General features: G+C 49.7%; 13 protein-coding genes. 8 read left to right on the top strand and 5 right to left on the bottom strand.

The features are described from left to right. Nucleotides 1-101 precede the first annotated feature (101 nt). Nucleotides 102-581, top strand: coding sequence for a DUF29 domain-containing protein (locus tag AC1S5B_RS07565; RefSeq protein WP_482035063.1), 480 nt, complete (start codon nucleotides 102-104; stop codon nucleotides 579-581). Then, nucleotides 582-1,460 carry an NAD(P)-dependent oxidoreductase gene (locus AC1S5B_RS07570; RefSeq protein WP_482035064.1) on the top strand — a complete coding sequence of 293 codons (879 nt, stop codon included), beginning with the start codon at nucleotides 582-584 and terminating at the stop codon, nucleotides 1,458-1,460. It begins immediately after the preceding gene. Here AC1S5B_RS07570 and AC1S5B_RS07575 read toward each other — a convergent pair. After that, complete coding sequence (locus AC1S5B_RS07575) at nucleotides 1,441-2,148, bottom strand: potassium channel family protein (protein ID WP_482035065.1); 708 nt, start codon at nucleotides 2,146-2,148, stop codon at nucleotides 1,441-1,443. The two genes, AC1S5B_RS07570 and AC1S5B_RS07575, sit on opposite strands and share 20 nt — an antisense overlap. A gap of 233 nt (nucleotides 2,149-2,381) precedes the next feature. Next, nucleotides 2,382-3,728 carry a TrkH family potassium uptake protein gene (locus AC1S5B_RS07580; protein ID WP_482035066.1) on the bottom strand — a complete coding sequence of 449 codons (1,347 nt, stop codon included), beginning with the start codon at nucleotides 3,726-3,728 and terminating at the stop codon, nucleotides 2,382-2,384. A 177-nt stretch (nucleotides 3,729-3,905) separates the two neighbouring features. On the opposite strand from AC1S5B_RS07580, the gene AC1S5B_RS07585 reads away from it, so the two are divergent. From AC1S5B_RS07585 to AC1S5B_RS07595, 3 genes are all read left to right on the top strand, one after another. Then, nucleotides 3,906-4,571, top strand: coding sequence for a DUF4333 domain-containing protein (locus tag AC1S5B_RS07585; RefSeq protein WP_482035067.1), 666 nt, complete (start codon nucleotides 3,906-3,908; stop codon nucleotides 4,569-4,571). A gap of 38 nt (nucleotides 4,572-4,609) precedes the next feature. After that, complete coding sequence (locus AC1S5B_RS07590; RefSeq protein WP_482035068.1) at nucleotides 4,610-5,527, top strand: methyltransferase domain-containing protein; 918 nt, start codon at nucleotides 4,610-4,612, stop codon at nucleotides 5,525-5,527. Nucleotides 5,528-5,605: 78 nt separating this feature from the next. Continuing rightward, nucleotides 5,606-6,592 carry a homogentisate phytyltransferase gene (locus AC1S5B_RS07595; protein WP_482035069.1) on the top strand — a complete coding sequence of 329 codons (987 nt, stop codon included), beginning with the start codon at nucleotides 5,606-5,608 and terminating at the stop codon, nucleotides 6,590-6,592. Here the strand turns inward: AC1S5B_RS07595 and AC1S5B_RS07600 are convergent. Together AC1S5B_RS07600 and AC1S5B_RS07605 are read right to left on the bottom strand one after the other, a co-directional pair. Then, nucleotides 6,551-10,540 carry a GAF domain-containing protein gene (locus AC1S5B_RS07600; protein WP_482035070.1) on the bottom strand — a complete coding sequence of 1,330 codons (3,990 nt, stop codon included), beginning with the start codon at nucleotides 10,538-10,540 and terminating at the stop codon, nucleotides 6,551-6,553. The genes AC1S5B_RS07595 and AC1S5B_RS07600 overlap by 42 nt on opposite strands. A 245-nt stretch (nucleotides 10,541-10,785) precedes the next feature. Then, nucleotides 10,786-12,615: a ShlB/FhaC/HecB family hemolysin secretion/activation protein gene (locus AC1S5B_RS07605; protein WP_482035071.1), complete on the bottom strand. Its 1,830-nt coding sequence runs from the start codon at nucleotides 12,613-12,615 to the stop codon at nucleotides 10,786-10,788. Nucleotides 12,616-12,861: 246 nt separating this feature from the next. Between AC1S5B_RS07605 and AC1S5B_RS07610 the strand changes: the two genes are divergently transcribed. From AC1S5B_RS07610 to AC1S5B_RS07620, 3 genes are all read left to right on the top strand, one after another. Next, nucleotides 12,862-14,445: a hypothetical protein gene (locus tag AC1S5B_RS07610; protein ID WP_482035072.1), complete on the top strand. Its 1,584-nt coding sequence runs from the start codon at nucleotides 12,862-12,864 to the stop codon at nucleotides 14,443-14,445. A gap of 266 nt (nucleotides 14,446-14,711) precedes the next feature. Further along, the gene (locus AC1S5B_RS07615; protein WP_482035073.1) at nucleotides 14,712-15,194 is read left to right on the top strand and encodes a glutathione peroxidase; all 483 of its coding nucleotides are present in this window, start codon (nucleotides 14,712-14,714) and stop codon (nucleotides 15,192-15,194) included. Between the two features lie 428 nt (nucleotides 15,195-15,622). Next, nucleotides 15,623-16,900 carry a GspE/PulE/PilB domain-containing protein gene (locus AC1S5B_RS07620; protein ID WP_482035074.1) on the top strand — a complete coding sequence of 426 codons (1,278 nt, stop codon included), beginning with the start codon at nucleotides 15,623-15,625 and terminating at the stop codon, nucleotides 16,898-16,900. Nucleotides 16,901-16,908: 8 nt separating this feature from the next. On the opposite strand, the gene AC1S5B_RS07625 is transcribed toward AC1S5B_RS07620, so the two are convergent. Continuing rightward, nucleotides 16,909-18,165, bottom strand: coding sequence for a GNAT family N-acetyltransferase (locus AC1S5B_RS07625; protein WP_482035075.1), 1,257 nt, complete (start codon nucleotides 18,163-18,165; stop codon nucleotides 16,909-16,911). Nucleotides 18,166-18,207: the final 42 nt, after the last annotated feature.

Raw genomic sequence — 18,207 nt, forward strand, 5'->3', positions numbered from 1 at the left:
CAACCTTCACCCTAGTAGATCTAGGATTGAAATCTAGGCGATCGCCTACGCCAAAACGCGCCTATGCTAGCGTTGAAAGAACCAAACTTGGGAAAACCCCAATGACTGAAACCACCCAACTCAAATCTCCTTCTGGATATCACCAAGATTTTGTTGCCTGGTGCGAGGATACGGTTGCCAAGCTAAAAGATCGGGACATTGAGGGGCTAGATTTTGAGGCGCTGATTGAGGAGATTGAAAGCTTGGGACTGAGAGACAAAAGAGAATTGAAGAGTCGATTAGGAGTTTTGCTAGCTCACCTGCTGAAGCGTCTATACGTTCAAAGCCCTAATGATTATCGAGGCTGGCAAAATACGATCGCAGATCAGCGGCGAGAGATGGAGCTTTTGATAGAGCAATCTCCTAGTTTAAAGAACTACTTTGTAGAAGTATTTGAGGACTCATGGCGACACGCTCTCAAGCGAGTTAGGCAAGATTATTCAACAGTGCAATTTCCCAATGAGTGGGAGTTTAGCCAAGATTTAGAGGCGACTCTGACGGAAGATTTTTGGTTGACCGATGAAGATCATGAGGAACGTTGAATGCAAGTTGGTTTTATTGGTATTGGGTTAATGGGTCAGCCAATGGCACAGCGCCTTTTAGATGCGGGAGTATCACTGACAGTTTACAACCGGACACCTGGCAAACTGGAAGGGTTGAAAGAATTGGGAGCCGCGATCGCCCCAACTCCTAGCGCTTTGATCCACGATTGCGACTGCATTATTTTGATGTTGACCCATGCCGCTGCTGTCAAGGAAGTGCTTTTGTCGGATACGAAACGTGCCTATTTAATCGGCAAAACGGTGATCCAAATGAGTACGATCGCCCCTAGTGAAAGTCGGGCGATCTGTGACGAAGTGATTGCAGCAGGCGGCGAGTATCTGGAAGCCCCCGTTTTAGGCAGCATCCCCGAAGCGATCGCAGGTAAGCTAATGGTCATGGTCGGAGGCACCCCAGAACAATTTGAAACCTACCAGCCAATCCTCAGCCACTTTGGATCAACGGTGCGGTTAATCGGGGCTGTGGAAACTGCCTCTGCCCTCAAACTCGCGTTGAATCAACTGATTGGTTCCCTTACTGCCGCCTTTGCCACCAGCCTCAGTTTTGTTCAACAGGAAGGCGTAGACGTAGAGCAATTCATGGAAATTTTGCGGGGCAGTGCCCTGTATGCACCCACCTTCGACAAAAAATTGCAGCGAATGCTAGATCAAAACTACGCCGATCCCAACTTTCCTACCAAGCATTTGGCAAAAGATATGAAGCTGTTTCAGGCAGAAGCAGAGCCGCTGGGCTTAGATACTCACCTGCCAGCCGCAGTCAACCAAATTTTGTTAGAAGCCATCAATCGAGGGTTTGCCGAAGCAGATTACTGTGCGCTGTTTGCAGTGATGAATCAAATGCCTAAACAGGCAAGCGATTGATATCTTGGTTCGAGCCAATCACTACCATGGCGCTGCCTTTTTGCAGCCGCACGCCCGGATCGGGATTGATTTCAAACTTACCATCACGACTAACCGCCAACAGATTTAAGCCGTAGGAATTTCGCAGTTGTAAATCCGCAATGCTTTTGCCATTAAACTGATCGGGGATTAGCACTTCTACGATGCTGTTGTCGGGGTCAAGCTCAAACCGATCTAAAATGCCAGGGCGGGTCAGAGATTGTGCCAAGGCGCAGCCACACTCATGCTCTGGAAACACCACATGGTCTGCACCCACTTTTTTCAAGAGCTTCACATGCACTTCTGAAGAGGCTTTGGCGACCACATGGGGCACGCCGCCTTCTTTGACATTGAGGGTGGTGATGATGCTTTCCTGCACATAGTTCCCGATCGCCACAATCACCGTATCTTGCTCAAACACTCCCGCCTCTCTCAAGGCTGCGGGTTGAGTTGAATCAAGCTGTCGGGCATGGGTGGCAATATTGTCAGACAATACTTGGGCAACCCGGTTTTCATCGAAATCGACGCACAGCACATCGTAGCCTTGTCTGCTCAGGGTAGAAGCAACCGCTCGCCCGAATCGCCCCAATCCGATCACGGCAAATTGCTTGTTCCGACCCGAATCACGGCGCAGACTATGAAAAAAACTTAAGGATGATAGGTTGACCACTGCTTATATCGGTATGAGACTTTTCAGAGGTTGAAAGTCGCACCGTCTCCTTAATATGTGAGGGTTTGATGGTTGATTAAAGATCGAATGTCGCTGACTGTGAAACGAAATCACCGCTATCTAACTTAACAGAATGCTGAGCAAAAAATTTGTGAGAAGCAGAGTCAAGAGAGAGGGAACTGCTAAGAACTCCGCGCCCCGCACTCTACACCCCGCACTCTAAATAAACGTTTTCATCCAACCAATAGCGTTTCTTCTGGATAGCGGACAAAGCTCGGTTTTGGATCTCCCAACAGCGCCGCCATCAACAGCAGCACCCCAACCCGTCCGATGTACATCATCACGACCAGCATCAGCTTGGCAAACACCGAAAAGCCAGGATCTACAGTGATGCCAGTGGATAAGCCCACCGTGCCAAAGGCAGACACCACTTCAAACAAAATCTGGATGAAGTTATATTCTGGGTCTGAGAGGGAAATCAAAATGGTGATCACAATTACCGCTGCCATAGAGCCGACGGTCACCCCAACCGCTTTTAATACCAGCGTCATTGGAATTTGACGATCATACAACTGCGCCTCTTCTTTGCCTTGCAGTACTGCTTTCGTGCAACTGGTGAGGATTCGTAGGGTGGTGGTTTTGATGCCTCCTGCGGTGCCGCCAGGACTACCGCCAATAAACATCAGGGCAGTGGTAATAAATAGCCCTGCGGTGGTCATTTTACCCACATCGATTGTGTTGAAGCCTGCGGTTCTGGAGGTGGCTGATTGAAACCATGCCGCCATTAAACGGGTGGGCAGATCCACCACTCCCAAGGTTTTGGGATTTTGACTTTCTACTAAGAAGAAAGCGATCGCTCCTAGGGTCAGCAAAATCACCGTAGTACTCACCGCAACTTTAAAATTGAGCGAAAAGATCGTGCGTTTCCGCTGGTGGGTCAAGCGCCCCCGCAACCAAAGATACATCTCAAAAATTGCTTCGTAGCCAATCCCACCAAAAATAATTAGCCCTGGAATTACCAGATTAATCAACGGAGAAGCTTGATAGCCCGTAAGATTATCTGAAAAAACACTAAACCCCGCATTATTCCAAGCGCTAATGCTATGAAAGATAGCCAGCCACAAGCCCTTATCCAAGCCGTATTTAGGCACAAACACGAACAGCATCAGAAAGGCACCTGTTAGTTCAAACAACAGTGTGGTGGCGATGATCGAACGAATGAGTTGACTGGCTCCGTGAATTTCGGTGCGATCAAGGGCTTGCTGAACGGCAACTTTATTCCGTAGTCCAATGCGTCGCCCTATGAGCAACAGCAGAAAGGTGGTGGCGGTCATATAGCCCAAGCCGCCGATCTGAATCAGAGCCAAGATAAAGAAGTGCCCTACGGTGGAAAAATAGGTGCCCGTATCAACAATGATGTGCCCGGTGACGCACACTGCTGAGGTTGCTGTAAACAACCCTACGAGGACGTTGTTCCCATTCCAAACGCCACTAGTCGTAGAAACGGGCAAACTCAGAAGCAGCGTTCCTGCGCCAATCACCGCAAGAAAGCCTAAACAAATGGTGCGAGAAACCGTCATGAATTGATTACGCAATTATTCAAGGTATTTTATCTTCGCACCTTTAATTTTCCATTTTCCATTTTTTCCAGCATTTAGAAAAATGTTGATAGGGCACGGCGTAGGTTAGGGTGGTTTTGTGATTTTAGTCATAAAAATTTGTTTCAGACGATAGGTTTGAGGTTGACCGAGTTGCCTATGAATTTTTGGATTGCTCAATTTAGCGCTGTTGGACTGGTGCTGGTGGGGTTGGCGGGATGCACTGAGCCGCGATCGCCCATCAGTGCTGCGCCACCCGTACCCGCTTCATCGCCCGTGGCAGCGAGTCCCTTGGTTATGCCCACGGCAGCGGCGATCGCCCAAAAATCGACTGCCACCAAAGCCCTGGAGTATCGGCTGAAAGCAGAAGTGACCAAAAAATCGGGGATTCCGGTGCAATCTGTCGCCTGCCCTACGACTGCCAACCCGGAAGATGGAAAACCGTTCGACTGTCAGGCAACGGCAGCGAATCAAACGTTTTTGGTTGCCCTGCGCCCCAAAGCAACCGCGATTGTTTTACCTCCTCAGGGTGGCGCAAAACCAAAGATCGCGATCGCGCCAACGCCCCAACTTAGCCCTGCTCAAAAAAGCGAACTGCAATGGAGCACCAAAGGCTTACTGGTGCTGCCCAAACTGGAGCAAACGATTCAAAAAGGGATTAAAGCCCAGTTTCAGATTGAGGTGAAAACCAACTGTGGCGGCAAACTTCGAGTCGTGAAGCCGGGGGATACCTTCAAATGTCAAGTGACGGATCAAAAAGGCACGACTAAGCCGATTACAGTGCGGGTGGATGATGAAAAAGGAAATGTCACCTGGAAGTTGTAGAGTGTGCAGGGGATAGGGTGTAGGGTGTAGGGTATTGTTTGAAATCCACCATCGCCTTAGGTGGGCGATCGCCCTTTTTCTATGACTTCAACTCTATGACTTCGACGCTCAACCAACGCATTCAAGAGTTTTACGATGCCTCCTCCGGGCTGTGGGAACAGACCTGGGGAGAGCATATGCACCACGGATACTACGGGGCAGACGGCACTCAAAAGAAAGAGCGTCGCCAAGCTCAAATTGATTTAATTGAAGAATTGCTGCATTGGGCAGGAATTGAACAGGCAGACAATATTCTAGATGTGGGCTGCGGTATTGGTGGCAGTACGCTTTACCTCGCTGACAAATTTCAGGCAACCGCCACCGGCATTACCCTGAGTCCTGTGCAGGCAAACCGCGCAACCCAACGGGCAAAAGCCGCAGGACTTGCCCCGACTGCTGAAACTTCCCCATCGGCTCAATTTCTAGTGGCTGATGCATTAAATATGCCTTTTGCCGATAACTCGTTCGACTTCATTTGGTCGCTGGAAAGTGGGGAACATATGCCCACCAAGGAAAAGTTTTTGCAGGAATGCTACCGAGTGCTGAAGCCAGGAGGCACTTTTTTATTCGTCACTTGGTGTCACCGTCCCATCGATCAGCAACCGCTGACTACCGATGAGCAAAAGCACTTAGAAGATATTTATCGGGTTTACTGCTTGCCCTACGTGGTTTCGCTGCCAGAGTATGAGGCAATGGCGCGATCGCTCTCCTTCCAAAACATTCGCACCGCAGACTGGTCTACCGCCGTCGCCCCCTTTTGGGATGTGGTGATCGATTCTGCCATCACGCCCGCCTCTATTTTTGGGCTGCTGTTTTCTGGTTGGGGCACCATTCAAGCGGCTCTCTCCCTCGGACTAATGCAGCGTGGCTATCAACGCGGGCTAATTCGGTTTGGGCTATTGTGTGGCGAGAAATGAGGGAATAGGGAATAGTCCTGAAACCTGTCACCCGAAACCCGAAACCTCTAATGCAAAGAGTTAAGAGTAAGGAAGAGTATGAAACTAGAGATAGAATCCGGTGTGCCGCTCCAGTTCGCCAAAGAGCCGATCACCTGGTTAAAAGCGTTTTGGAAATTTTCGCGCCCCCACACCATCATCGGCACCAGCTTAAGTGTGTTGGCACTGTATCTGATCGCGATCGCCGAAAGCAGTCGTGCCCTCTTCCCTTTTCCTGCTTTCCTCTTCCCTGCCCTCCTCGCCTGCCTCTGCGGCAACGTCTACATTGTTGGGCTAAACCAGCTTGAAGATGTAGAGATTGATCGGATCAATAAACCGAGTTTACCGTTAGCATCGGGTGAATTTTCTCGGCAGCAGGGCGTTGCGATCGTGCTGACAATGGGGATTTTGGCGATCGCGATCGCTGCCCTGCAAAGCCCCTACCTCCTGGCGATGGTCGGCATTAGCCTCCTAATTGGCACCGCCTATTCCCTCCCCCCCATTCGGCTAAAGCGCTTTCCATTCTGGGCATCCCTCTGCATTTTTACCGTGCGCGGCATCATCGTAAACCTAGGGTTATTTCTTCACTTCAACTCTTTACTTTCCTCTTCTTTCTCCCCCGTTCTAAATTCGCCATTCGCTATTCCCCCCTCGGTTTGGGCGCTGACTGCTTTTGTTGTCGTGTTTACCTTCGCGATCGCCATTTTCAAAGATGTACCCGACATGGAGGGCGATCGCCAATACAACATCAGCACCTTCACCCTTAAATTGGGGCAGAAAAAGGTTTTTAACCTGGCGCGTTGGGTGATTACTGCCAGCTATGTCGGCATGATTCTGGCAGGATTGGCTCGTCTTCCAGGGGTCAACGGGTTCTTTTTAATTGCGACTCATTTGGTACTGCTAGGAGTTTTGTGGTTCCGTAGTGTTCAAGTCGATTTAAGCGACAAACTTTCCGTCAGTCGCTTTTACCAGTTCATCTGGAAGCTATTTTTTTTAGAATATCTGCTATTCCCGATCGCCTGTCTCATTGCGCCGACTGCCCTGTAGACGTTTGACTAACCGCGAGATCGCCTGCACCAGTTGATTAGCATCGACAGGTTTGGTTAGATATGCCTCAAATCCAACGGCGAGGGCTTGCTGCTGATCAATTTCTCCCGCATAGGCAGTCAGAGCGATCGCCGGAATTTGCCCCCCTTGAGCCGCTGGTAGGGTGCGAATCTCTTGAATCAAGCCATTGCCATCTCTTCTAGGCATTCCAATATCGCTAATCAGCAGATCTGGGTTTACGTGAGAGAAACACTCTAGAGCCGCGATCGCAGAATCTACGATAATCGCGATCGCCCCTGCGTCTTCTAGGATGAAAGCCACTAGATCGCGGGCATCAGCGTCGTCGTCCACGACCAAAACTCGGACTCCCTCTAGTGGAAGCCGAGCCGAGGCTGGAGCAGGACGTTTGTCTGCCTGCCTTATCAAGATTTCACTTTCCGAGAGCGGCAGATTGACGGTAAATGTTGCACCCTTACCTTCTCCTAAACTGTCTGCCTGCACGGTGCCGCCTTGTTGCTCCACAAGATGACGGACGATCGCCAACCCCAATCCTAACCCGCCAAATTTCCGAGTCGTCGTTGAATCGGCTTGACGAAAATATTCAAACACATGGGGCAAAAAATCTGGATGAATGCCTTTGCCCGTATCGATCACTTGGATCTGAGCCTGGAGATCGCTGGAGCTTAGCCGAATAGTGACCTGATCACCAGCTTCGGTAAACTTAATGGCATTGGTCAACAGATTCCAAATTATTTGCTGTAACCGCACTGAATCGCCTAAAACTATCAGTTGTGAAGGGTGAGCCGTCAAAGCTAAAGAGTGTTCTATAGGATCTCTGCTGATTTCTTCGATCTCGGTTCTGAGTTCGATTCCCTTTTCTTCTGCGGCTAATTGCACGGTTTCAAGCGCCGATCGCAGACTAAACACCAGATTCACAGGCGCAATGTTTAACTTGAGCTTGCCTTGCAAAATCCGAGAAACATCTAACAAATCTTCAATCAGCTGAGTTTGCAGTTTGGCATTACGCTCGATTGTTTCTAAGGCATGGGTTGTTTTTGCCGCATCTAATTTACCTGTGCGAAGCAGACCTGCCCAACCCAAGATCGGATTTAGGGGCGTTCGCAATTCATGGGACAACACCGCCAAGAACTCATCTTTGACTCGGTTGGCTTTGGCACTACGGGCGGCTTCACGAACGGCATCATTCCGGGCGATTCGTTCAGATTCATAGAGATGGGCACGGGCGATCGCTTGGGCACACTGTTGGGCAAGCGACAAAATAAAGGATTGCTGCTCTTCATCCAACAACTGCGGATTGTTGAATCCTAAGGATATACCGCCAACCGCCCGACCTTCGACCATGAGCGGGATAGAAATCCAGGCACCAAAATTTTGTTGGGCATACATTTCAGCTAGGTGGGGATAATGGACGGCTCGAACCTCTGCGGGTTCTGCCCAAATGGGCTGCCCCGTTCGTACTGCTTTTGCGAGCGGCACAGGAGCTTGGAGCGAAAACCGCTGCCACTTCTCATCTAGGGCACCACCACCCACTACCCGCACGACTTCTAGTTCGCTAGTGCTTTCATCAAGCAACGCAACCAGGGCAAAATTAGCGTTCAAAGCCGCAATTCCCTGATCGACGATTACCTCAGACACTTGGGCAGGAGTCACCGACTCAGAAAATGCCGCCGTGACAGATTGAAGCCGAGCAATGCGCTCTGTGGTTCTCTCGGCGGCTTGTTGAGCCTGCTGAGCGTCTCGATAAAGTCGGGCATTATCGATCGAAATGGCAGCGCGATGGGCAATATCGTCTGCCAACGCTAAATCCGCTTGACTATACCGACGATCAGATTCAGCCGTCACAAACGAAATGGTGCCCAAAATCTTTCCGCGAACAATTAACGGTGAGACAATACAAGACTTTAAGCCGAGTTCACGCAGAATGTGTAGATGCTCCACATCTTGGGCAATGACCGCGATCGCGCGATCTGGAATCTCAGCCGCGATTTTAGCCTGCCCTGTTCGCAGCACCTTGGAGATTCCTTGAGCATCATTCAACTGTTTGGGATATTTTCGATGGAGTTCCCAGCCTAACTTCACCTTCTCTGGATCACGGTGGGCAACTGCAACTCGCTCAATTGATTGATTTTGCAACAAATCGATCGCGCACCAATCTGCAAAATAGGGCACAACCACATCAGCCACGCTTGCCAAGGTCGATTCGTAGTCTAATGAAGCTGCCAGCACCGTACTGATAGCAACGAGAAACGCCGATCGCTGCTGATCGGCTTCCGCTTCCAAACGAGCAGCCTGTTCTTGAATCTGCTGCTGAATCAGTTGAGTCCGTTCTTCCGCCAGCCGCAAGCGTATCGCTTCTGCCAGTTTGCGCTCGGTAATGTCATGCATCACCACTACCGCGCCTTGTTTCGTGCCTTGGGCATCAGCAATCATCTGTCCACTAGCCAGCAGCGATCGCGCCCGACCCTGTTTTGGTGCAATCACCATTTCAACCTGGTTAACGACCTCCCCCTGCAATGCCCGAAACAGAGGAATGTCCTCTTTAGCCATCCGAGTTTTGCCATCTGGTAGGTATAAGTCATAATACTTTGCCCACTGTTCCGGCGGTAATGGCTGCTCTGGCAAGCCATGAAAATCTCGTGCTGCTTGGTTAAACAAGGTTAAAACACCCTCAGCATTACACGCGACAATCCCTGCCTGTACCCGATCTAGCAACACCTTCAGCACTTCCTGTTCTTGTTGCAGGTCGGCTTCTGCTTGCTGTCGATCAATCACTTCTAACGACAATAATTGATTCGCCTTGGATAGGGCAGCAGTTCGCTGAATTACCTGATGTTCTAAATTTCGCTGGGCTTGCTGCCGTGCTGTCTCTGTATGCTGGCGCTCTAGCTCAGTGACAACCCGCAGCGCAAAAATCGGCAACAGGGATTCTACAAGCTGCACATTTTCTAATGGTTTGCCATGCATGATGCCTAAGACTCCCAAGGGTAGACCAGCCGAGTCAAAGATCGGCATGGCTGCATAGCTCTCTACGCCGAGGGGAGTCAGCAGTAGCGCGTTGGGAAACAACGTTTGAACGCAACTGGGATAACAACATAATTTTTGGGACTGGATGACCGTTTCACAGGGGGTATCCCGCAGCAAATATTCAAAGTTGTCAATGATTTCTCCTTGGGCACAGACCGCGATCGTCCGAATGGTTTCCGGGTCGTCGTCTTTGACTAAACCAATATAGGCATAATCGACTCCCAGCACTTTGGTGAAGCGCTGCACCAAGGCATCGAAAAACGCTTCGCCCGTCACCACTGCAACGCTTTTAGTCACCTCCACTAATGCCGCATCAATCTGAGCCATTTTGTGGGTGGCTAAGCGTAGTTCTAGCTCATCCATCACTATCGCAGCAAGATCAGCCAAGGTTGACTGCTGCTCAGGGGTAAAGGCTGGGTGCGGTTTTGTATCCAATAAACAGAGAGTGCCTAGGTTGAAACCGTCGTGGGTAATCAAGGGCGCACCCGCATAAAAATGCAGACCCGGCTCGCTTTGCACAAATGGATTGCAGGTTAAGCGATCGTCCTGACGCGTATCGGGAATCACCAACACTTCATTAGATAGGAGCGCAAGGCTGCAAATGGTCGCATCTCGCTGTACTTCTTGTAGGTCAAAGCCATAGCCAGATTTAAACCATCCCCTCGATGAATCGATCAAGGAAACCAACGCGATCGGCACATCAAATAAACGCGCTGCCAAGGAAGTAATGCGATCAAATGCAGCTTCAGGCGGCGTATCTAGAATGTTGTATCGTTTGAGCGCTTCTAACCGGGCAGCTTCGTTGCTTGGAAGCGATGCCACCTCTAGGTTGTCTATTGCAGTGTCGCCTATCGAATTGGATGCATCATTCATCACAGTTGGTTTTGGCAAAGCTTCAGTCATGAAATTTGGAATAGGCAGCCTGCTGTAGAATCTCCTTAGAATCAATGCTCATTCAGGTCTGTAATATTCGGTTGCACCCTATCTTGCGAGTTCAACCAGCACTCTTCCCATCCGATTTTCTATCAAATATTCAGATATTGTGATCTATCTCTAGAGATATAATTTTTGGCATTGCTGAATGTAAGTAAGAACAGCCCACCCTTCGAGAAGCAAGCTTCTATCCTGTGCCCCTTGCTTGCCCTAGTTCAAAACTGGTAGTTGACGCTGAAGTAAAAGCCAGAATCTTGGGCATCATTGCCGCGATCGCGGAGCCGCAGAAACGATGCTGCATAATCTAAGCGGAGATTCAAACCAGGATAGGGTTGCCACAGAAAGCCCAGCCCAGCCCCTGCCAAAAATCGTTGATCGGCTTCGGGGTTAGGATTAGCGCTGTTGTTCCAGACTTTGCCTAGGTCGAGAAAAGGTGCAAACTGGGCGATCGGGCTACCCGCTTCATCGCGCAAAAAGGTGATCCGATCTTCAACCGAGAGCCGGAAGCCGTTGTCTCCCGACCGGGCATTTTGCCGAAAGCCGCGCACCGATTGCCCGCCGCCAATTACAAACTGCTGAGACGGCAATAAAGAATCGGGCGTAAGCTGCAAATCACCTTGAAAAATCACCAAGTGGTTGCTGCCGAAGCGCTGTACCCGCTGCACCTGTCCTAGCCAGCTAAAAAATCGCCCATCGGGAATTGGCGACTCATTGAGGGTGGCATTGAAGATATCTAAGCCGATGCTGAACTGCGATCGCAATGCCCACGCCCCCAACGGATCACGCTTCACATAATCTTGCCCCAGTTTCAGAACTCTCGTGCGGCTGTTGCCCTCCTGATCAGGACCAATCCCAAAGGGAAACGGAATGTCACTAAACAGAAAGGTTTGCCCATTTTGCGACGTAAACCCGATCGACAAGCCTAACTCTTGGCGCGGGTTGCGAATAATTGGATGCCGAAAACTGACTTCATACAACTGAGAACTGCCTTGAATATCCAAAGCTTTGAACGCCGGATCAATCACGCGGTTCCAGTTGGGCGCAAATCGAAACTGCACGGTGCTGTTTTGAGGGCTAACAGGAACGCGATAGGTCAAATCGAGCGTGTCGGCACCCCCCGCCGTTGTGCGATAGTACGTCAGCCCAATATCATCGCCGTAGCCCGTAATGTTGCGGTAGTTAAGAGAGCCGCCCAACCGCACCGAACCCACGCTGGGCGGTGAGTAGTTATCTACGCCAATCAAACCGCTGAGGGATTTTGCCTCCGTCACACGCACCAGCAACACACTTTGTCCCAAGTTGGTGTCGGGTCGCAAACTGGCTTCCACATTGGTAAACAAAGGATCGGCTTTGAGCAGGCGCAGTTGATCTTCCAGGCGCTCGCGATTCAAAGGCGTTTGTGCGCCTAAGCCAATGCGACTCCGAATATAGGCGGACTTGACCCGCTGATTGCCCTCCACGGTGATGGTTGCCACCGACCCTTCAATCACGCGAATTTGCACCCTGCCATCGGTCACCGCCTGCTCAACTAATATTGCTCTAGAGGTGATGTAGCCGCGATCGAGGTAAAGCTGCGTGATGGCATCCGCTGCCTGTTGCAACTCACTTAAGCTCACCGATCGCCCTTCCAAGGGCTGAATGATGGGATTCCAATCCTTAGGCTTTAAGACAGTGCTGCCGACCACCTCAATCGTTTTCACTGGAATTTGCACCGTTGGCTGAGCCGGGTCAGGCGGTGCAGTTGGCACAGAAGGTGTTGGAAGAGTGGGCTGAGTTTGAGGTGGGGGAAGCGGAGTGGGGGCGGGAAGCGGCTGGATCAGGCGATCGCGGTTCGGATCGGGAGTTGTGCGGCTGGGGTCAGGCAACTGAGTGACCACGAACGGTACAGCACTGTTAAAGTCAGCCTTTTGCTCTGCCAAGGCAATTTTTGGCAGCATTCCAACTGCAAAACCCGCTTGAGCTAGACAGCTAACCGCGATCGCACCAGCGCAACAAAAATCAGTTGCTCCAAGAAGTCGTTCCCACCCACATTGAAGATAGTTCATTAGAAACAGCCATGCCGCGCCAGTTTACTCCGAGAGAATTTTACTCTCCTTTTCAAATCCTCACGAGAATTGCAACAAACCCGGACAAATCAAGAGTGTGGAGTTCGGTGTGCAGAGTGCGGTGTGCAGAGTGCGGTGTCTCAGCAGATTATGATGATTAGGAATCCCGAAAACTAGCAATCAATTTCCTTTCTACTCGCCCTTCGTTCCCTTCGCCCCCTCGCCCCTCGCCAGTCCCTCTTCCCCATGTCTCTCCAAAAATATTCCTCGCCTAAATCGTTAAAACGTCGCAAAAATCTTTGGTTTGAGCGATTCATGGCGATCGCAACAGTCACTAATTTGGCACTTATCACCTTTGATATTACCTATGTGCCCTGGCGAAACTTTTGGCTGCAAGGGGCGATCGGCATACCCTTAACGGATTTCAAGCTCTATTTTCCTGTGCCTACCATGGAGTGCCGCGATCGCTCCGTCGAAACGGGGCAACCCGCGCGCACCATCCAGCAGCCGGTGATTACCTGCCTATATGACCCCCTCAAAGGAATTGAACCGCACCGAGACACCCAAGCGTATCTAGACACGGTTGCCCAGCTTGAAAGCCAGATTGCCCAAAAAGGAGTAACAGCCGGCTTGCAAGATGCCGCCGTTCAAGCCAATTTGGCGAAACTGCGAAAACTCAGCACCGAGATGATTGAGACCAACCCTTTTGGGGCATCGGGTAAAAGTGGTGCCCTCGAAAGAATCAAAAATAGAACCCGCAGCCGTGTGACGACTCGAACGACCACTAGGGTATCCGCAAGGGAATCCTTCGATATTTTTTGGAGTACCAATAATTCCAGCTATCCCAACTACCTCTCACCGACCACGTGGAACGCCGAGATCGATTGGTTTAATCAAACTATTCGACCCTTAATTCAGACAAATTACTATCGCAGCGTGGATGAAAACGGCAATCCGACAAACAATTTTTGGCTACTGGATGCCCCATTTATCGGATTGTTTTTGTTAGAGTTTCTAGCGCGAACTTACCATATCAGCCGCCGCTATTCCAGCTTGACTTGGCTAGATGCGATGATTTGGCGCTGGTATGACATTCCGCTCTTTATCCCGTTTAGCCTATTTGCGCCTACCTGGGCACTGTTACGAGCATTGCCAACTACTCTACGACTCCATCAAGCAGAGATGATTAACCTGGAAACCGTTCAGTCGCGGGCACGGCAAGGATTTGTAGCCGCGATCGCGGGTGAAATGGTGGAGGTGATCATCGTCCAAGTAATCAACCAGATCCAGGGTGCTATACAACGCGGAGAAGTGAGCAACCTACTACAGCGCACCACGTCTCGCCGCTATGTGGATGTGAACAACATTAACGAGATTGAGGCGATCGCAACCCACATGACGCACATGATGGTAAACGAAATTTTTCCAAAAATTCAGCCCGATCTCGAAGCGTTAGTGCGTCACAGCATTGAAACAGTGATGAACCAATCTCCGGCTTATCGAGGATTGCAAGCACTCCCCGGCATTGGCGCTGTGCCTGCTCAAATCACCGAAAGCCTAGTTCATGAGGTCACCCAACTAATCCACAACAGCTTAAAAACTGCCTTAGACGATCCCAAAACCACCGAATTAGTCGTTCGCTTCGTGCGAAATTTCAGCAGTACATTCATCCAACAAGCTCAAGAAAGTAACCTACAAGAGATGCAATCTCTACTCACTGATTTGCTTGAAGAAATCAAAATTAACTACGTTCAAAATTTATCTGAGGAAGATGTGACCTTGATTTTGGATGAAACCCGCCAGCTACATCGACAAACAACCCGAAATTAACGTTAGCCGTGCTTCGAGATGCCGCCGTTTGAGAGGATCTGTCGCTTACGGTTACAGCGCGGCAAAAGAGCAGAAAAGCTGTTCTAAAGGAACGTAGCTCTGTGACCTATTTTTCGGTCAAGTAGTAGAACATTTCTCGATTAGGTCTTGAGTTTATCTTCTTTGCTTAGCCCCTAAAATCCGAAACCCGAAAACTAGTACCTGAAACCTGTATTTCTCTAGAAACCGCTAGGATAATTGATGGGAAAGCATTTTTAGGAATTGACATGAGCAACGCGATCGCAGATATTTCGGTTAAGACCATCACCGGCACCGAGCAATCGTTGGGAGACTATGCCGGTAAGGTACTGTTGATTGTCAACTTAGCGTCATATTGCGGCTACACACCTCAATACACAGGGTTGGAAGCGCTATACCAAAAGTATCGCGCTCAAGGATTTGAGGTTTTGGGGTTTCCATGTAACGACTATGGCGCACAAGAACCAGACAGCACCGATAAAATCGCCCAATTTTGTGAAACCCGCTATGGCGTGACTTTTCCCCTGTTTGATAAGGTTCATGCCAAAGGTGCTGAACAGCATCCGCTGTATGCGCGTCTAACCCAAACCGCTCCGGCTGGAGAGGTCGCTTGGAACTTTGAAAAGTTTTTGGTGAATAAAAAAGGTGAAGTAGTGGGTCGCTATAAAAGCGCAGTGGCTCCTGGTTCCGCAGAACTAATGGGCGCGATCGAAAAAGAACTCGCTGCCTAGAAATATAAGAGCTATGGTAGGGATTCGGTGGTGGGTATCAGGCTTCGATAGGAGCGCTCAGCCGAACGGTTTTAGGGATGAATAAGGGTTGTGTCCTAGGCTTACAACCCTGTTTTGGGTGCAGGCATCTCTCTACTAATCTATCTGGCTAACCATGTATGATGAACCCATAACTTTTGATCAACGTGATGTGCAACTTTCCAGATTCTCCTCACCCTAAATCCCTCTCCCAGAGCGGGAGAGGGACTGTGAGAAACTCTTGTTCCCCTTCTCCTGGCTTGGGAGAGAGGGTTGATATGAGTGGCACATCAGGTTTTGATAAAGAATTGACATCAAAAATAATGCCAAATTTTTGATTTTATAATTGGCTAAAATTCATCGGCAGATTAGCATAGTGTCATTAAGATTCATCCGCTGATTGATTTCCTATGGTGTCTTCAAATGGCGATTCATTAGACCCTCACAATTCCCCAACTGATAAGCAAAGCGATACTGCTAGGCTCAAAGCAGATTGGATGTCTCAAGTGGATACTGAGCAAGCCTTTCGATTGGTTGATAGCATTTTGCCCTTTGAAGCTTGCCTATACCATCAAATTTTGCCGCTTTCTCTCGAAGGCAGTCGGCTAACGCTAGGCATGGTGGATACAGACGATACGACTGCGCTTGATTATGTGCGGCGGATCTTGGCGTACATGAACTGCTCCTTAGTGCCTCAATCGATCGCGTCCGACATTCACTACGCGGCGCTATCTGCCTATCTTCACTATGCAGATACTCAGAAAAAGGCAAGTGCAGCACCTCCGCCTGTGGCTAGACGAATTGCCAAAAAACTAGCAGAACAATCGGTTAAGCGCTTTGTAGAAGGAAAAACGGAGACTGAAGAGCCTTCTAGCTCTCAGGAACCCGCTTCTAAAGCTGCTTATGAATACCCTACTTTGGTGGTAGATAGCCCGACCACCTTACCGCCCTTTGCGATCGCACCTGATTTAGCAACTCAAACAGTCGCCATTACACAAATAGGGGTTCAACCTACGGAAACGTCAGTTCAAAAGAATTTTACGCCCTTATCCACCCAAACCCTGCCTCGATTGGAAATACATCCGGCTCATTTGTCTGATCCACCGGACGTGTTGGCGGCGCTTGCTCCAAAGGACTTGCTCCAAGAATTGCTGGCTCGAATCTTAGATTGGGGAATTGGACGGCTATATTTAGAGCGGCAATCTCAGCAGGGCAGAATTTTGTGGAGCCAGAATGGGGCTGTGCAAGCAGTTCTGGATGGTTTAGAGGTGAGTAAATTTGATGGGGTAATTCGCGAGTTAAAGGGGTTAACTGAGTCCTCAATGGATGTGGTTCACAAAACTAGACAGGTCGAAGTTGAACGACTCTATCAAAACCAGCGGCTGTTGTTACGCCTGCGACTGATTCCTGGCAAATATGGTGAAGAGGCAACGCTACAAGTTTTACGAGGAGCCGCACTCAAGTTTTATAAACAGCAACAGTTGGTCAGCATGGAGCAGGAAGCCATGAGTCTTTCTCATCAATTGCAGTGCAAAATTAATGAACTATATGTTCATAGCCATACGCAGGCAATCTTACTACCTGAAAACTTAAATACGCTACCAGACTTGATGCGATCGCTGAAGCGCATGGAATATCAACTGCACGAGTTGCAATCGCTCAAGTTTGATGAGTCGGCAGAAGAATAAGGCAAACGTTAGAAAAAGTCCCAGCAGAAGGGGGGCTTTGCCTGCCAAGCAGCATCAAGTTTTGATAGCAACGTAGCGTCGCCTTCGATTTCTATTGAACCTAACCAGTTCAATTCTGTGACCGATCGCATTCCACAAAATAGCTGAGTTAAATGTTCTATGGAAAGCGTGATGCTAGTAGTAGCAGGCTGTTGGATGCAATACATTCTCTGCTCAACAAATTCTACAGAAATCTGCTGATTGCCCAACACTGGATCGGTAATCTGAAAGGCGATCGCAAAGGGATCTCCAGGATGAATCGGGCGCAGTTCCAAGGCTTTCACCACATCTACCAAGCGCCACATAAACCCGCCCCCGATGGCTCCAAATCGATGGGTAAAACCAAATTCAAACGGTTGTGGAGGTAATGCTGGATCGCACCGTTGTTCGCTCAGGAGATGGGGGAACGGGTCTTGGGGATCAGTATTCCAAATAATTGTAGTGACTTGATCTCGTAAAGATGCCAAAAATCCAATTAGCCCCCGATAGGCAGCAGAAGTCAGCGCCACCCATTCTTGCACCGCGATTGTCCATTGAGTTTTCGTTGGCTCTAAATGGATAAACTCAATCACCACATAGCCAAACAGCACGCCCGCTTCAACGTAACCATAGATTTCTCGTCCACCTTCAGGCTTAAAGTAGCCTTTCCAACGATTTGGCACTCGCTGCAACCAGCCATTATGTTGCTGTGCGGCTTTTTTATAAACCGATTTAATGGATGCTTCCAAGTCATCTCGATAGGGCACTACATTCACCCGCTCAGCATAAAGCGGCAGGTGACGAGCAGCAACTCGATACTGGCGCGTTTCTCCGACCCAAGCCCAACCCAACTTGCGATAAAAGCCGTGCTGAAACGGGTAGAGCATCGATAAAGGGACTTGCTGCTGGTGAAAAAGCTGCAAGGCATGTTCGATCAGCCCCTGAGCAATTTTTTGCCCTCGCCGCTCTGGAGCAACCGCAACTCCCGCGACTCCTGCCATGGGAAACTCTACCCCTTGAAAAAATAAGGCTAGCTCTAAATGGCGATAGCGTCCTGCTAGATTACCAGCCTGATCTGCTAATACCCATCCTTGTCCGCTGGGTGGGTTGAGCGGCTCGTCTTGCATTTCTGTTTCTACATCAGCCTGCGATCGCGCTGGATCAAACGCCAGCCGCCCTAGGTTGATAAATTGGGTGCGATCGCGCTCTTCTGCGGCACGAATTGTGAACCCTGGCAGATTAGTCATGCTAAATCTCGCGTTGAGTGTCAGTTAGAGATATCTACAAAA

It is taken from the genome of Leptolyngbya sp. CALU 1928 (genome assembly GCF_056784215.1).

Bases quoted from the DNA above. Each gene is read 5' to 3' on its own strand.
- AC1S5B_RS07595 (WP_482035069.1), top strand. From the start codon at position 5,606: ATGAAACTAGAGATAGAATCCGGTGTGCCGCTCCAGTTCGCCAAAGAG.
- AC1S5B_RS07605 (WP_482035071.1), bottom strand. From the start codon at position 12,615: ATGAACTATCTTCAATGTGGGTGGGAACGACTTCTTGGAGCAACTGAT.
- AC1S5B_RS07615 (WP_482035073.1), top strand. From the start codon at position 14,712: ATGAGCAACGCGATCGCAGATATTTCGGTTAAGACCATCACCGGCACC.
- AC1S5B_RS07585 (WP_482035067.1), top strand. From the start codon at position 3,906: ATGAATTTTTGGATTGCTCAATTTAGCGCTGTTGGACTGGTGCTGGTG.
- AC1S5B_RS07620 (WP_482035074.1), top strand. From the start codon at position 15,623: ATGGTGTCTTCAAATGGCGATTCATTAGACCCTCACAATTCCCCAACT.
- AC1S5B_RS07610 (WP_482035072.1), top strand. From the start codon at position 12,862: ATGTCTCTCCAAAAATATTCCTCGCCTAAATCGTTAAAACGTCGCAAA.
- AC1S5B_RS07625 (WP_482035075.1), bottom strand. From the start codon at position 18,165: ATGACTAATCTGCCAGGGTTCACAATTCGTGCCGCAGAAGAGCGCGAT.
- AC1S5B_RS07580 (WP_482035066.1), bottom strand. From the start codon at position 3,728: ATGACGGTTTCTCGCACCATTTGTTTAGGCTTTCTTGCGGTGATTGGC.
- AC1S5B_RS07570 (WP_482035064.1), top strand. From the start codon at position 582: ATGCAAGTTGGTTTTATTGGTATTGGGTTAATGGGTCAGCCAATGGCA.
- AC1S5B_RS07600 (WP_482035070.1), bottom strand. From the start codon at position 10,540: ATGACTGAAGCTTTGCCAAAACCAACTGTGATGAATGATGCATCCAAT.
- AC1S5B_RS07565 (WP_482035063.1), top strand. From the start codon at position 102: ATGACTGAAACCACCCAACTCAAATCTCCTTCTGGATATCACCAAGAT.